General features: G+C 62.9%; 10 protein-coding genes and 1 pseudogene. 6 read left to right on the forward strand and 5 right to left on the reverse strand.

The genetic code is table 11. The features are described 5' to 3' along the window. Positions 1–77: 77 nt before the first annotated feature. Entirely contained in the window at positions 78–911 is an 834-nt protein-coding gene (locus H7007_RS02605; RefSeq protein ID WP_287152936.1) for an SIR2 family NAD-dependent protein deacylase, read from the reverse strand. Positions 912–1,630: 719 nt separating this feature from the next. Between H7007_RS02605 and H7007_RS02610 the strand changes: the two genes are divergently transcribed. Then, positions 1,631–2,440: a class I SAM-dependent methyltransferase gene (locus H7007_RS02610; RefSeq protein ID WP_287152937.1), complete on the forward strand. Its 810-nt coding sequence runs from the start codon at positions 1,631–1,633 to the stop codon at positions 2,438–2,440. Between the two features lie 70 nt (positions 2,441–2,510). Here the strand turns inward: H7007_RS02610 and H7007_RS02615 are convergent, their stop codons facing one another. Further along, positions 2,511–3,254 (reverse strand): sulfite exporter TauE/SafE family protein, encoded by a 744-nt coding sequence (locus tag H7007_RS02615; protein ID WP_287152938.1) that lies wholly within the window; start codon positions 3,252–3,254, stop codon positions 2,511–2,513. A 12-nt stretch (positions 3,255–3,266) separates the two neighbouring features. Continuing rightward, positions 3,267–4,523 (reverse strand): alkyl sulfatase dimerization domain-containing protein, encoded by a 1,257-nt coding sequence (locus tag H7007_RS02620; RefSeq protein ID WP_287152939.1) that lies wholly within the window; start codon positions 4,521–4,523, stop codon positions 3,267–3,269. Positions 4,524–5,147: 624 nt separating this feature from the next. Here H7007_RS02620 and H7007_RS02625 point away from each other — a divergent pair. The 4 genes and pseudogenes from H7007_RS02625 to H7007_RS02640 all read left to right on the forward strand — a co-directional run bounded on the left by H7007_RS02625 (position 5,148) and on the right by H7007_RS02640 (position 10,236). Continuing rightward, positions 5,148–6,446: a B12-binding domain-containing radical SAM protein gene (locus tag H7007_RS02625; RefSeq protein ID WP_287152940.1), complete on the forward strand. Its 1,299-nt coding sequence runs from the start codon at positions 5,148–5,150 to the stop codon at positions 6,444–6,446. Positions 6,447–6,657: 211 nt separating this feature from the next. Continuing rightward, positions 6,658–8,034: pseudogene (locus H7007_RS02630) on the forward strand (sodium:solute symporter family protein). A 103-nt stretch (positions 8,035–8,137) separates the two neighbouring features. Then, positions 8,138–8,995 (forward strand): YihY/virulence factor BrkB family protein, encoded by an 858-nt coding sequence (locus tag H7007_RS02635; protein ID WP_287152941.1) that lies wholly within the window; start codon positions 8,138–8,140, stop codon positions 8,993–8,995. Between the two features lie 38 nt (positions 8,996–9,033). After that, positions 9,034–10,236 carry a M28 family metallopeptidase gene (locus H7007_RS02640; protein WP_287152942.1) on the forward strand — a complete coding sequence of 401 codons (1,203 nt, stop codon included), beginning with the start codon at positions 9,034–9,036 and terminating at the stop codon, positions 10,234–10,236. Here H7007_RS02640 and H7007_RS02645 read toward each other — a convergent pair. Then, complete coding sequence (locus H7007_RS02645) at positions 10,233–11,498, reverse strand: NAD(P)/FAD-dependent oxidoreductase (protein ID WP_287152943.1); 1,266 nt, start codon at positions 11,496–11,498, stop codon at positions 10,233–10,235. The two genes, H7007_RS02640 and H7007_RS02645, sit on opposite strands and share 4 nt — an antisense overlap. Before the next feature lie 412 nt (positions 11,499–11,910). Between H7007_RS02645 and H7007_RS02650 the strand changes: the two genes are divergently transcribed. Next, complete coding sequence (locus tag H7007_RS02650; protein WP_287152944.1) at positions 11,911–14,577, forward strand: NAD(P)-dependent oxidoreductase; 2,667 nt, start codon at positions 11,911–11,913, stop codon at positions 14,575–14,577. On the opposite strand, the gene H7007_RS02655 is transcribed toward H7007_RS02650, so the two are convergent. Continuing rightward, positions 14,567–15,703: methyl-accepting chemotaxis protein (locus tag H7007_RS02655; protein WP_287152945.1), on the reverse strand; the 1,137-nt coding region annotated here is incomplete at its 5' end. The genes H7007_RS02650 and H7007_RS02655 overlap by 11 nt on opposite strands.

Genomic DNA, 15,703 nt, shown 5'->3' on the forward strand with positions numbered 1-15,703 from the left:
AGCAAATGGCGCACCCATGGGAGAAAAAATGTCTAGACTGCATCACGGCCTCACAAGACGGAACTTGGCTTCGAGGCCTAGGTTTCCCCGCCGCCCGCCCGTAGATCCCTCACGCGCTCCACGACGCGTGGAAGTATCTCGCCCGTCTTGCCGATGATGCCCACGTCCACCAGTTCCTGGAAATAACATCCCGTGGCGTTTATCTCTATGAGTTTAGCCCCGGCGCTCTTGGCGTACTCCGGGAGGTAAGCCGCGGGATATACTGCTCCCGAAGTACCCAGGATCAGGAACACGTCCGAACGTCTCGCTTCCTGCACCGCCTGGGGCATATCCTGTACCGGTTCACCGAAACCGACCACGTCCAACCTGCAAACGCCCCCGCACCAGCACCGCGAGGCCAGGGCGATGAGGCCCTGCAGGTCGCCACGCCGCAGCAGTTCCACCAGCCTCCGCCCCAGCTCGAAGAGGTCATCACGACCCAGGTTTATCTTCCCCCCGCATCCCAGACAGGCCAGTCGGAATATGTTGCCGTGCACCTCTATGACTCTTGTGTTTCCGGCCTCACGGTGCAGGTTGTCGATGTTCTGGGTTATCACCGAGCGGAGAATCCCCATGCGCTCCAGCTCTCCCAGAGCCAGATGCCCAGGGTTGGGGCGGGCTCTTTCCAGGACATCGAGCATCTCGGAGACGAAATCAGTCGCCGAAGCTGGGATCTTGGACCCTCGCAGGAGGGCGGAAAAGATATCCCCTCCGCCGAGCTCATAGGGGTCGAAGCGATCCCAAAGACCACCCGGATCCCGGAAGGTCGGTATGCCGCTCTCCGCTGAGACACCCGCTCCCGAGAAGGCCACCAGGTTTTTCGCCCCGGCTATCAGCCGGGCGGCTTCCTCTATCAGCTCCTCGTCAGCCAAGACAGCCACTCCCTTCCGCAAGGCATCGCCGAGAACGAAGGCCACGATTCAGCATCATCTTAACCTTAATGGTAGAACGAGGCTCGCTCCTATCTCAATCTTTTCTCCTCGTTTTAACCCATTCGCCGGGATGTTCAAGTCCTCTCTCGTGAACCCGAACCCTGAAGTGCCCGCGAAACGATACGGCACCTCCGCCAGACAGGGATTTTCGGATCATCTCCCGCTTTTGAGGAACCCGACATGGCTCTTTCGAAAGAAGTGGGATGGAAAACCAGTGCAAGGCTAAATGGAATTTACAAATTCCAGCCGGAGGAAACCTATCCACGCAGCCGAAACCAACGAGCTCGAGGTCGACGAAGGAGAGCGACTTGTGACCGTCCTATGCCAGTCTCTCACTCAAACGGGGCGCAAACATGGAACCGCGCTTAAGCGTCGCAAACCAAGCATCCCGGGAAACGGAACGGAGTCTCGCTCCCCTGATGCAAATTCTCTCCATCGGCCCATGAGCTCTCGCCTCGAGAGAGATCGAGTCTTTCGGAGAGCCTGAGGATCCGCAGCGATTCCTGAATACTGCGCAATCACCCCGCCCGGCATGTTAACCTTTTTATCGTCAATGCCATAGGCGGCGAGGGCCGGTGCGACCGACCTCATTTACGGGTGCCGGCGGTGGGTGATAGGCGGCAAAACGGCGGCCTGCAACGAGCGAGAGGAGGAAGGCTTTGAGGGGCAAGAAGGCCTTGTACCGCTGGGACGCAGAAGATTATCGGAGCTTCTCCTCCCAGCAGAAGAAATGGGGTCTTGAGCTGATGGACAAACTGCACCTCAGGGGAGACGAACACGTCCTGGACCTGGGGTGCGGGGACGGCCTGCTCTCGGCCATGCTTGCCAAACGGGTCCCCCGGGGCTCGGTCTTGGGAGTGGACATATCTCCGGAGATGATCGACCATGCCCGACGCTCCTACCCCTCCAGCCATTATCCTAACCTCGCCTGGGAGGTGGCGGACGCGTGCCAACTCGACTTTTGTGAGTGTTTCGACGTCGTCTTCTCCAATGCCGTTCTCCACTGGATCAGGGACCAGTCGGCGGCTCTGGAAGGGATAGCTCGGGCGTTGAAGCCAGGCGGATTCTTACTGGCACAGATGGCCGGGCGGGGCAACGCCGCCGAAGTGGCATGTATGTTGGTTTCCCTCATGGCTTCAGAAAAATGGTCCGCTTATTTCCGTGACATGGATTTTCCCTACCTCTTCCACGGCCCTGAGGACTACATACCCCTCCTGGAGAAGGCGGGCCTTGAACCGCTGCGCGTGGAGCTCCTCACCAAGGACATGGTCCACGAGGGGCGAGAGGGAATGGCCGGCTGGATACGGACCACCTGGCTGCCCTTCACGCAACGGGTTCCCGAACGCTTAAGGGAAGACTTCATAGCCGAGCTGGTAGACGGGTATCTCCACGATTTTCCGCCCGATGAGGCTGGATTGGTACACGTGAACGCCGTCCGTTTGGAAGTGGAAGCCCGCAAACCTCTATGACCCCGAAGTACGAGCGCCTATTCCTGTGGAGGCTTTGGCGGTCCGTCACCCGGGGTCTGCCTTCTATGATTCACAGGGCCTGGGCCAATATGATCGCCCCGACCAACATCATAGCCGCGGTGAAGAGGATCCTAACGGTCCCGGATTCCAGGCGGCGGCTCATGAACCTCGCTCCCAGTTGCGAGCCGGCCAGCGCGGCAAGGGCTGTGACGGCGATTATGGGGCCCTCGACGGACATCCTGAAAGAGTGCACAGTGAAAGCCACCAGGCACCCCGCAGCCACGACGAGGGGGGCGGTCCCCGCCGCTTTCCGGGCGTCAAGCCCCATGAGAACAAGGACGGCCATGGTGAAGGGACCCCCATCACGGGCTATGAAGCCGATGGCGAAACCTATGCCCAACCCCAAAGGGAGCGCGATCAGGACCTCTTTTCTGCGGGTAATCCCTTTCCCGGCCAAACTGCGACCACGCAGCACCAGCAATCCCACAAGGATGTTCACCACGGCGAAGACGACCATGAGATACCGCGAGGATGTGGGGCGCGCCACAAGGGCTCCCAGAGGGCTTCCGAGGAGCACGGACAGGGCGAAAGGCCAGCCTGTGCTCAGCCGCACCAGGCCTTTCCTTTGATAGACCAGGACCGCTGAAAGACAGGTCACGGAGGCGGCAAGGAGGCCCAGGGGGATAGCCCCGGTCTTGAAGTCCAGCCCCAGCCAGAAGAGCAGCGGTACCAGGATCTGGGAACCTCCGGCACCCATCATGGAAAAGACGAAAGAAACAGTGAAAACGGCCAGGGCTATGGTGAACGCCTGCACGGCCGACCTCCCTCAGCCGGAGTCGCCGGGTCTCGAGCTCTCCAGTCTTTTCCGTAATTCCCTCGCTCCGGCCAGGTATATGTTCCTAGCGATCAGGCTCTTTTCCTCTCCGGCCAACCTCTCCAGGATGGCCGCCTTCTTTTTCACGGCCTCCTCCACCCCTTCTTTACCACCAGCCAACACGAAGTCCAGGAGATGGAGGGAAAGCTGCAGATTACCTTTCTCCTCCAATACTCCGGCTCTCTGCAGCACCTTATCCTCGCCTCCCGCCATGGTCAGCACCTCCCGGGCCACCTCCGCCTCGGTAGACGGGAAGAGATGGGAGGGGTTCCCGTCGTACCAGCCATGGTACTGCCGGAGGAGGGCTTGGACCACGAAATAGGGGTGCCCGTAAATGGGTGCCAGGTAGGGGCTTTCCGAGAACTCTTCCGGCCACCGGAACGAATGAAGTATCTCCTCCTGCCACATTCCCCTGTTGAGCATCTCGACCACCTGCTGGTCGAGATACCTCAAGGCCCTGGATACCTCCAGACACGCTTCCCGGACCGTTCCCGCCCCCACCAGCGGGCTGCCGTGGCCAGGGAGCATGACCTCCGGTGACCGGGCCGCCACTTCCTCCAGCGCCAAGGCCCACTCCAGGGCATACCTCTGGACCTTGAATGGATTGCCCACATTGGGGCAAGACCAGACCCAGAAGTCGGAGACGCAGGCCACCTTCCTCTCCGGGATCCACAACCAGAGGTGATCGTCGGTCTCCCCCCGCGCGTGTCGCAGCTCGAGGGTGAGATCGCCGAGGCGGATGGACGCTTCTTCCCTTACCGTCTCGTCGGGATATACGTATTCCCATGGGAAGGCGGGGATACCCTCCGGTATATCGAACTGGATGCGGTTGATGTGTTCGTGATAAGGAAGCATGCGGCGGTAGCGGTCGAAGCGGCGGGGGAGGGCTTCGTGGGCCAGTATCTTCGGCCTCGGGTGTCCCCTTCTCTCCGCGTCCTCCAGTATGAAGGGGGTTCCAAAGGCGTGGTCGGCGTGGCCGTGCCCGTAAATGATGTAGAGCACCGGTTTTTCGGTGAGCGAGCGCAACTCCTCCACGATGCGCGGCCCGTGGAAGGGGAGGCCTACGTCGAAGAGCGCCACCCCCTCCCCGGATTCGATAATGCAAACATTGGCCCACATGCGGAGCATATGGATGCCCTTCCCTAAGTGTTGCTTCTCGCATTCTCCGGCGAAAAGCGACATGCTCCCCAACGATGTGTCATCGCTCATCTCAACCCCCTCAAACCGCCTCCGCGACCCTCACGCGGCTTCATCGACCGTGCGGCAAACGGCTTCGGAAAACAAGAGCGAGGCCTTTCCCAATTATATGGGAGATCACCCGTACCGGATAACTCAGGTGATCAGGATGCTTATTGAGCTCGAAAGGCGGTCCCTGACCTGAAGCCCCGACCGGCGTGATCCTTGGGCTTAAGGACGAAGGACTCGTCTATTCGTCCGGCGCTTTAAAGGGTTTTCAGCCGCCTGTCCCGCTGATCCACTGCAGGGTAAACTTAATCGAGGAGGTACGCCGACGAGGAGAGCGCGAGGGCGTCGGGTAGAGCGGAGGCGGAGGCACCGTGATCGGTGTCCGGGACAGCTGGCGGAATGGGCGCGACTCGGCTTCGCCTCCAGAAGGCCTCGGAATCCCGGCGGGGACTCCCCGGAGAATGGCCCGCGGGGCGGCCTTGCTGGCGCCCCTCCAACCCCGCGTCTCTTCCGCCGAACACCGGAGGGAGGCTGAAAACGGCCGCCGCCATGCCTCACGGCAGCCCCGCAAAGGGAGGGTTTTGCCGCGGGGCCCGGCTTTGTAATGCCTCAGGCACCTCTACCGGGAGACAGGAGGGGTGATGCCTCTTGCGAGTTTTGCTCATCAGCGAGAACCGCTGCCGGGAAAACCTGGTCCCCTTTCCCTTGGGCATCGCCTGCGTGGCCTCGGCTTCCCGCAATGCGGGGCACGAGGTCTCCGCCCTGGACCTGATGTTCTCCTCCGATCCCGTTAAGGAGACCGTGGAGCGGGTGAGGGAATTCCGACCTCACTGCATAGGGCTTTCCATCCGCAACATAGACAACCAGGATATGTTCAACAGCGAGTTCTACCTCCCGCCGCTGAGGGAGCTGGTGCGCGCCTTGCGGGCGGAGACCGACGCCCCCATTGTGCTGGGAGGGGCCGGTTTCTCCATCTTTCCGCTGCAGTGCCTTGAATATCTGGATCTGGAGGTGGGAGTGGTGGGGGAGGGGGAGAGGACCTTCCTCGAGCTTCTCCGCCGCCTGGAAAACAATGCCAATTTTGACTCCCTGCCTGGGCTGGCCATCCGCCGCGAAGGCCGCTCCTGGGTCAATCCGCCCGCCCATTACGCCTGGCCGGGGTCCTTTCCGCCTCCCGACCGCGAGCTTTTCGACGTCCGTCGGTACAACTCGCTGCCGGGCGGGACACCGGCCTACACAGCCAACCTACAGGCCCGTCGCGGGTGTCATATGCGCTGCATCTACTGCACCAACCCGGTCATCGAGGGCAAGGCTGTCCGGGCGCGTCCTCCGTCCGAGGTGGCCGAGGAGCTGGCGGGACTGGAGGCCGACCACGGCATCCGCTATGTCATCTTCACCGATTCGCTGTTCAACTACCCCCAGGGCTACACGTTGGACTTGTGCCGGGAGATCGCCTCACGCGAGCTGTCCCTAAGATGGTGGTGCACCTTCAACCCCCTGTTCTGCGAACCGAGCGTCCTGGAAGCCCTGAGGGAAGCGGGGTGCGTGGGCTTGAGCATAGGAAACGAGAGCGGTTCGGAGGAAATCCTCTCCGCCCTCAGGAAGGACTTCACCCGTCGGCACGTTGTGCGTTCCGTTTCCCTGGCCAAGGAACTGGGGCTCCGCACCAACTGTTTCCTTCTCCTGGGCGGTCCGGGGGAAAACGAGCGGACACTCCGGGAGAGCCTGGACCTCATGCTGGAACTCGCTCCCGATCAGGTCACGGTAACGGTCGGCATCCGCGTGTACCCGGGCTGTGAGCTGGAAACCCTCGCGCTGAAACGGAGGGCCATCGAACCGGGGCAGAACCTCCTTTATCCGACGTTTTACCTGGAGCCTGAGGTATCTTCCTGGATCTACCCCTTCATGCGCGAGTTCTGCGCAGGGCATCCCGGGTGGGTGCTTTGAACTCCGGCTGCGGATACCGCACCCCCCGTCTTCTATAATTTTCGCGAGGGAGCGATGTTCGCAGCAGGGAAAGGAGGCCTCCGGTGGCCCTGGTCAGAGCCATCATCGTCGCCCTCTACGCAGCCGTGATGGTCTTCATCGCCGTCCGAAGCTCCCGGCGAACGAGGTCCACTTCGAGTTCTTCCTTGGAAATCGCAGCATAGGGCCATGGATCTCGGCCGTCGCCTACGGGACCACCTATTTTTCCGCCGTCCTCTTCGTGGGCTATGCCGGAAAGCTCGGCTGGACCTACGGGTTCGGTACCATGTGGATAGTGGCCGGCAACGTCCTCGCGGGCACCCTTCTGGCCTGGTTGCTCCTGGCGCGCCGCACCCGCACGGAGACGGCGCGCATGAACGCGCTGACCATGCCAGAGTTCCTGGAGGCGCGCTACGGGAGCACGGGCATGAAGAGGTTCTCCGCCCTGGTGACCTTCGCCTTCCTGCTCCCCTATTCCGCGTCCGTGTACATGGGCCTTTCCTACCTCTTTGAAAACGTTTTCCACATCGACTATACCCAAGCCCTGGTGGTCATCGCCGTCCTCACAGCGGTCTAACTGGTGACGGGGGGCTACCCGGCGGTGACCCTGGTCGATTTCATACAGGGCACCATCATGATCGCCGGGTCCCTTCTCCTCGTCGCCTTCGTACTGAACAGGGCCGCCGGCTTCAACGCCGCCGGCCTTTCGGGGGCGCTTGAGAGGGTCGGAACCGTTCATGCCGCACAGCCTCCATCCTCGCCTCCCGCCTGGCTCGGCCTGCTCTCGCTTGTGGTGCTCACCTCCGTGGGGCCCCTGGGCCTCCCTCAGATGGTGCAGAAGTTCTACTCCATAAAGAGCGAGCGCATGATACCCAAAGCCGCCGTCGTGTGCACCGTCTTCTCCCTGGTCTGCACCTTCGGGGCCTATTTCTCCGGGGCCCTGACCAGGGTCTTCTACTCCGCTGAACAGGTCAAGCAGATAGGCGCGGACAACCTCATGCCCACGCTGATAAACGATCTCCTCCCCTCCGCACTCACCCTGATCATCCTGCTCCTGATACTCTCCGCCTCCATGTCCACGCTCTCCTCGCTGGTACTGGTTTCCAGCTCGGCCGTGGCCATAGACCTGGCGGGAGGAGCCGACGCGCTGGGGGAGAGAAGATCCACCCTTCTCTTGCGCTTTCTCTGTGCCCTCTTCGTGGGCATATCCCTCCTCATCGCCCTCAAGCCCTGGACCTTCATCGTCAACATGATGTCCATCTCCTGGGGCACGGTGACCGGGGCCTTCATCGCCCCCTACCTGTACGGGCTGCTCTGGAAAGGGGCCACGAAGGCCGGTGCGTGGGCGTCCATGCTCTCCGGGCTCACGTGCTCCCTGGGGCTTTCCATAGGGCTCTCCGCCTGGTGGGCGGCCAGGACCGGACAGGCTTTCTCACTGGGAACTCCCTGGGTCCCTTTCGCCGGAGCGGTGTCCATGCTCGTCCCCCTTCTTGTCATGCCTGCGGTTTCGCTAATCTCCCGCGCGGCTGGGTCTGCACGGCCTTCACGACGACCTCGACCACGGCGGTGAACGGAAACGGGTTTTCTGTGCCATAATGAATTGACCGCTGTTCCTTCTCTTGAGGGAGCGAGGATCGGCATCTCCAGGGCCTGCAGAAAGGAGGGTGAGGGCTGTGGCCTCCCTTCGGCGGGTGCTCAAGACGGTCCGGGGTGCCTGGGCGGAATTCTCCGGCTGGGAGGGCCCCCAAGCCGCGGCCGCGTTCTCCTTCTTCTCCTTTCTATCCCTCTTCGCCCTGCTGGCCTTGGCCGGAGGCGTCCTGGGCATGCTCCTGGGAGGAAGGCCGGAACTCTACCGGCGCATGGTCGAGTATCTGGCCGAGCAGGTTCCGGGTTTATCGGAAACGATCAGGGAGGCCTTGAACTCCTCTCGCGATCTGGGAGGTGTGCTCGGGCTTGCCGGCTTCGCCGGTTTGTTGCTCACGGGCACCAAGGCCACCGATTCACTCCAGTTGTGGCTGGCCAGGATGTGGGACGCCGGGAAACCGTCGTTCCTTAAGCGCAAACTGAAGGGGTTGGCGATGCTGCTGGTCATCGCCGGGGCGGCGGCGCTCGGGTTCGGGATATATGCCCTCCTGGTCTTCGCCGCCGGAAAAGTGGGCTTCCTGGAGGTGCCACTCTCGTTGGCGGCCGTCGCGGCCACCGCGAGCATCCACTTCGGCGGTCTGGTCTTCATCTACGACTATTCCCCGGGGGAAAGGCCGGGATTCCGGCGGGTATGGAAGGGGGCCCTATTGGCTTCCCTCCTCATAAACCCCCTTCAACTCCTCCTCACATGGTATTACTCGAGACTGGGAAGGCTTTCATTGATATACGGCTCATTCGCCGCCGCGGTAATGGCCGTTATCATGATTTTCTACACCTCTTACGCGGTCTTCTTCGGAGCTGCCCTCAACCGTTACCTGTGCCGGAGGGCGGTTTTCGGGCCCGAGGGAACGGCAATGGTGGAGGAGGCGGGGAACGGTGATCCCTAGTATCCCCCACCGGATAGAAAGGCATCGGGAGGTAAGGAATGGGCGAGGCGGAGCGCTACGCGGAGTACATGCACAAGCTGGTGGACCGGGTCATGCGGGAGATCGGCCCCCGCGAATCGTGCAGCGAGGAGGAGAGGAGGCTAGGTCGGCTCTTCGCCGAGGAAGTGGGTGAGGCCTGCAGCGAGGTGCGCGTGGAGGAGTTCACCTGCAGCCCCAAGGCTTTCCTCGGCTTTTTCCCCTTCCTGGTGGCCGGTTATCTGGCCGCCCTGGTGCTCTATTATGTCCTCCCGCCCATCTCCCTCATCATCACGTCGGTCTGTGTGGGAATCCTCTTCTTCGAGGTAGTGCGCTACCGCGAGTTTATCGATTTCCTGTTCCCGCGTAGAAAGGGGGAGAACGTCATCGGCGTCATCCCTCCCGAGGGGGAGCGTCGCAAGAGGCTCATAATCTCCGCGCACCTCGACTCCGCCTACGAGTTCAAGGTCTGGTACTGGCTGAAGGGCCTCGCCGTTCCGGCCATGGTCCTGGCCTTCACAGGACCGCTGGTCCTCCTGGCGGCCTCGCTGGCCCGCACCGTGGCCGGCTCCACGGGTATGCCGGACAGCACCGCCTTCCGGGTGTTGGGCTATATCTGCATCGCCTTCGTTCCCGTCGTGCTGCCTTTCGCCGTCTTCCACACCCGTGACGTTGTGCCGGGAGCCATGGACGACATGGCCGGCGTGAGCGTCCTCTGCGGATTGGCCCGCTACCTCAGGGAGGCTCGGGAGAGGGGAGGTTTCCGGCCCCGCCAGACGGAAGTGCTCCTGGTGGCCATGTCCGCCGAGGAGGCAGGCCTGCGGGGAGCCAAACGTTACGCGGCGCGCCACAGAAGGGAATTCATGTCCATCCCAACCTACGCCGTGTTCCTGGACGGTATATACGACGAGAAGTACTTGACCGCCTTCAAGCGCGAACTGTGGTGCGGCGCCACCATGGACCCCTACCTGGTCGACCTGGCACGGGAAGCGGCGCGGGATAACGGTTATCCCATGAAGGTGACCGTCATGCTCGTCGGGGCCACCGACGGGAGTGCCTTCGCGCGTGCGGGTATTCCCAGTATTTCCATATGCTGCCAGGACACTTCCCGCCTGGTTCCTCATTACCACACCCGTCTGGACACCATCGAGAACGTGAGGCCGGAATCCCTGGCCACGACCCTTCAACTGGTAATAGACATGCTGAGGAAGATCGACGGAGGTTAAGGGCATCGGTCGCACGGCGTCGGGGCGGAAGTGGAAAGCCATTCCGGCAGCACGCCAACCGCATCCCTGAGGACCGTCCTCCAGAAACGGAGTGTATAAAGCTCCTCGCCCGGGATGAGACCCGAGAATACCTTGGCGTAATAATCGATGACGTTCATCCCCCCCGCCGAGGGTTCGCGGGTGGACATGAAGAAGAGGAAGCAGGGCTGGCGCCACAGGCTCTGCGGCCAGTAGGTGGTGCCGATGAGGTATAGGGGGAAGAAGGGGGCCCTGAGCAGTTGGGAGGCGTAACCCCGGAAGGAGAAATCCCCCTCTTCGAGGGCTCTTGCGATACACCCTGCGGCCGCGGCAGCGGAATCGGCACAGATTCCCAGCCCTTCGCCGGTGAAGGGGTCCACCCCCAGCTGCTCCCCCACGAAGATGACCCGTTCCACGGAGAAACGCTGCAGGATGGAGAAGTTCCTTTCCGGGTAAGCCCTGAAGCGCGGTTCAGCGCGAAAGGCACCCGCCATTTCCGGATGATCCTTGAGAACGGCTCGGAAGCACTCCCTGAGCCGGCGCGCCGAGCCGCTGGAGAACCCGCCGCCGGATATCCCTGCGTTCACCACCCTCTGGCCCTCATCGTTCAGGGAGGGGAAGAACCACACGTATCCCCGGATGCCGAAGCGGGGCGGGGTGAAGTCCAGGACGAGCGAGTCGTGAAGGTCCTCGGCCTCCTCCGGGAAGGGGGCATCGGTCTGTAGGAGGAGGGTCTTCGCTCCCCTGTGCGGCGCAGCAAACCATTCTCTGCTCCTGCCGTTGACCCCGTCGGCGGCCACAAGGACCTGGGCCCGGAAAAGGGAGCCATCCGCTGTCATCACCCTCACGCCTCTCCTCTCGCGGCATGCGCCCACGGCGGGCGTGAACCGCACTTCCGCGCCTCTCTCCGCAGCGGCGCATAGCAGGAAAGCGTCGAGCGCGCTCCTCCGGACCACAAAGCAGTCCCGGTTGCCGAACTCCGGGCGGTGGCGCATATCCCGGTAACATGCGGTGAATCCCCTCAGCGGAACGCGGGGGAGCACTTCGGGTTCCAACCCCAGCTCGCGCAAGCGCCGGGTGACCCGCCCACTCACTCCTCCCCCGCATATCTTCTCGCGGGGAAACCGCTTCGCCTCGAGTATGAGGATGTCGCCCGCCAGATCCGGACGCCTCTGGAGAAGGAAAAGGGCGCTGAGTGAGCCAGCAGGCCCTCCTCCCAGGATGATAACGCGGTAATGCGTCACGGCATGAACTCCTCAAGATCCCTTGACCGCTCACGGCGCCGCACTCCGCGGCTTCCTCCGCACCCGACATCCAGAATCGCGCTGCATCATCGCCTCGCCGAGGCGTCGGCTGCCTTTTAACCATATCGGCCTTTGTCCTGCACAATTAAACACCGGGCCTGTCCTTCCAGGAAAAACCATAGACCCTATATCAATACCGGTCACGACATGTCTGGACCGAACCGCAAAGCGGTCTCTCTCCGTTCACGCCCTCTTCGCTCGTGAGACGACGCAGGCGGACCACTTCTCCTGCTCGGTATCCCCGGCATGGGAATACAATAGGGTTGACGTCACGGGACCGGCAAACAACTTCGTGGACCCGGATGGGCACCGGTCAAACGAAGGCGATGCGGCCGACGAGGAGGGAGAAAAAATGGGTAGGGAATTCCTGGTCGCCCTGGACGCCGGTGGGGGTTCGGGCAGGTGCCTTTTCCTGGAAGTCAACTCGGGAGAGGTCTTTACCGCCCGAAGAGAATGGTCGCACCCACCGGCTCCCGACACGATGGGGCTCGGCTACGACCTTGACCTCGAGGATATCTGGAATAAACTGGGTGAGTGCTGTCGAGAGGCTCTGAAACGCTCCGGCGCTGCATGGGGCGAAATAGCGGCCATCGCCGCCACCAGCATGCGCAACACCACCGTCCTCCTCGACGGGGAGGGCAAAACCCTGCTCGCGACCCCCAACCAGGATGCCCGGGCTCTCGCCGAGTCCATGTCCCTGGCCGGGGAAAGAGGGAAGGAGATCCACTCCCTCAGCGGCCATTGGCCAAGCCCCCTGTTCACCGCCTCCCGGCTGCTCTGGCTCCGCAACCGGTATCCTGAGGCGCTGGATAAAGCGGCCGCGACCCTGAGCCTCTCGGACTGGCTGGCCTGGAAGATGGGGGGCGAGCCGGCGGCGGAGCTCTCCCAGGCCGGGGAGACCCTGCTTCTGGACCTGACCGCCTCCCGCTGGGCTTCCGACTTAATCGGCTCCCTCGAGCTTCCGGAGAGGATCTTCCCTACCGTGGTGAAATCCGGAACCCGCCTGGGAAGCCTGTCGCCCGAGGCGGCCTCACATCTCGGCCTGCCGGCGGGAATACCCGTGGTGGCGGGCGGAGCGGACACGCAGTGCGGCCTCCTCGGCGCGGGAGCGGTATCGCCGGGCGACCTGGCGGTGATCGCCGGTACCACCATGCCTCTCCAGGCCGTGACCCCGGAGGCGGTCCTGGACCCCGAAGGCAGGCTGTGGAGTGGGGCGCATGTGATTCCAGGCCTTTTCGTCCTGGAGAGCAACGGCCTCACCGCCGGCTACGTCCTCGAGTGGTACGCCGGACTCATGTACTGTGAACATAGCTACCCGCTTCCCGCCTTGCTCGCCGAGGCCCGCCTTTCCCGCCCCGGCGGCTCGGGCGTGTTCTCCACCCTGGGAACGGCCCTCTTCGACGCCCGCACCATCTCCATACCGGTGGGCAACCTGTCTCTGTCCCACATGGTCACCCCCTCACGACGGGAAGGCAGGCGGCACGTAAGCCGTGCCGTGCTGGAGGGAATCGCCTATTCCGCCCGCGCCAACCTGGAACAGATAGAGGAGGTCCTGGGCGAGAAGGCCCAAAACATCTTTGTGGCCGGCGGCCTATCCAGGAGTTCCCTGTGGGCAGGAATCCTGAGCGACGTGCTCGGCCGCCCCCTCACCGTTGCCGCCACCCCGGAAGTATCCGCCCTCGGGGCGGCCATCTGCGCCGGGGTGGGAGCGGGGCTCCTCGAAGACCACGTCCAGGGGGCGCGCCGCCTGGGCCTTCCCGTGCGCAAGCACGTCCCGGGACCGGACCGCGAGGAGTACCAGGCTCTCTACGCGGGTTGGAGGGAGGCCTGCTCCCTGCGCTCCGCCTGCGATGCCCATCTCTCCGGGCTGATGACCGTCTCCCTCCTCAAGGGCGCGGAGGCCGAGGGCGAGAGGAAGAGCGCTCTCTTCAGGCCACGCGCTCTGCTCACCGCGGTCCTGGACGGTGAAGCGCTCGACGCGCTCTCCAGGGACCTTGAAGTGGACTACCGTCCTTGGCGCCGGGAGATGCGGGTGTACGCAGGTGGCGAGGACCTGGCCGGAGCCCTCACTGGATGCCATATCCTGGTAACGGAGATGGACGTGGTGGACTTCCAGGCCATGGACCTGGCCACGGATCTCAGGGCGATCGTGGTCTGCCGCGGCAATCCGGTGAACGTGGACCTGGAATCGGCGACCGCCTTCGGGATACCCGTAGTCCGGATCCCGGGGAGGAACGCCGATGCCGTGGCCGATCTTACTGTGGCCTTCATGATCATGCTGGCCCGGAAACTTCAGGAGGCCTCCCGGTTCCTGCGCGAGGGGAACATCGAGGCCGGCGACCTCTCCCGAATGGCGGAGGCCTATACGAGGTTCGAGGGGAAGGAGCTGTGGCGGAAGACGGTGGGCATCATCGGCCTCGGAGAAGTGGGGCGCCGAGTGGCCATTCGCCTGCGCCCCTTCGGTGCCAGGACACTCTTCTTCGACCCCGCCGTAGGCGAGGAAGAGGGCGCGCTGTACCACGCGAAGAAGGTCTCTCTAGAGGAATTGCTCGCGGAAAGCGACTTCGTCACCCTGCACGCGCCGAAAAGCGAAGGTACCCGAGGGATGATGAATCGCGAGGCCTTCGCCGCCATGAAGGAGGGCGCGTTCTTCATCAATACCTCGCGGGCCTCGCTTGTGGACCACGATGCTCTGCTAGAGGTCCTGCAGTCGGGCCATCTGGCGGGGGCGGCCCTGGACGTCTTTCCCCAGGAGCCGCCGGCATCGGACCACCCCCTTCTCCTCCTGGACAAGGTCATCGCTACGCCCCACATCGGCGGCGACACCGAGGAGGTCTCCGTCCACCAAGGAGCGCTGGTCGTGGACCAGCTGGGTAAGCTGCTGCGGGGCGAAAAGCCCGATCACATCCTCAACCCTGAGGTCATGGAGAGCTTTTCCTGGGAGGGACCGAGGCGCGAACCTTCCGCCCTGGATAGAGAACGCCTGGCAAAGAAGGAAAAACCTTCCATCACCTCGTGACCGATGGACGAGATCCGGGGGCAAACGAGTGGGCGTCGATGACCGCCTTGAGTCCGTCGGCAATGCGATCCAGCTCGTTCATCAGGGCGGTTATCTCCTGCATGGCAGCGGCCTGTTCCTGAAGTGACGAGGATATCTCCTGCATGTTGCCGGCCACGGCCTCGGAAACGGCGGCCACGGCGCGTATCGCTCCGCTCATCTCGTCGCTCAGTGGCCCTGTGGACCTGGCGGCTTCGATGACCGACTCTATATGTCGTGAGATCTCCTGTGAGACGGAGTCGATGCGGGAAAGGAGCCCGTGAGCCCTGTCGCTGACCTCCATGCCTTCTCCCACCTTCCCGCTGGCCTCCTCCATGGCCCCCGCTGCCCTGCCGACGAGGTTCTTTATCTCGTTCACCAGCCCTTCGATGCGACCCGCGGCGGTGGAGCTGTCTTCGGCGAGCCTCCGTACCTCGGCGGCCACCACGGAAAAGCCGCGTCCCTGCTCACCCGCCCTTGCCGCCTCTATGGCCGCGTTGAGGGCCAGCAGTTTTGTCTCGTCGGCTATGGAGGAGATTACCTCTATTATCAGGCCGATCTCGCCGGAGTGCTCGTCCAGCTCGCCCACCAGTTCCGCAAGCCGACCCGTGGATTCCCGTATCTCCTTCATCTTCTCCGCCGCTTCCCGCACCGCCTGCGCGCCGCTACCGACGGCGGCCTTCACGTCTTGCGAGAAATCCAGGGCTCTTCTCGCCGCTTCCTCCACCTCCCGGATGTCCCGGAAGAGTTCGGTGGCCGAGGAATCCAGGCGTGATATTCCCTGGTGTTGCTCCTCCGCCTCCCTGGCCAGGTCGAAGACGGAACGCGATATTTCCTGCAGGTTGGTGTTGCTGTTCTCGGTTATCTGGAGCAGCGTGTCGCTGGCCTCGGCCAGTTTGCCCGAGCTCTCACCGGCCTGTTCGATGAAGGCGGAAAGCGCACCGCTCATCTCGTTCAGGGTGGAGGCCACCTCTCGCATAACACCGGCGCCCTCCACGTCCTCCAGGCGCGAGAAATCCCCGGCCTGCAGCCGGTAGCAGAACTCGTCTATGCGTATGAGGGGTTTTATATAGGTCTCCGCGGCGAAGAGGACGCAGAAGAAGACGGC

The sequence above is a fragment of the Candidatus Solincola tengchongensis genome (assembly GCF_015711935.1).
Classification (GTDB): domain Bacteria; phylum Actinomycetota; class Geothermincolia; order Geothermincolales; family RBG-13-55-18; genus Solincola_A; species Solincola_A tengchongensis.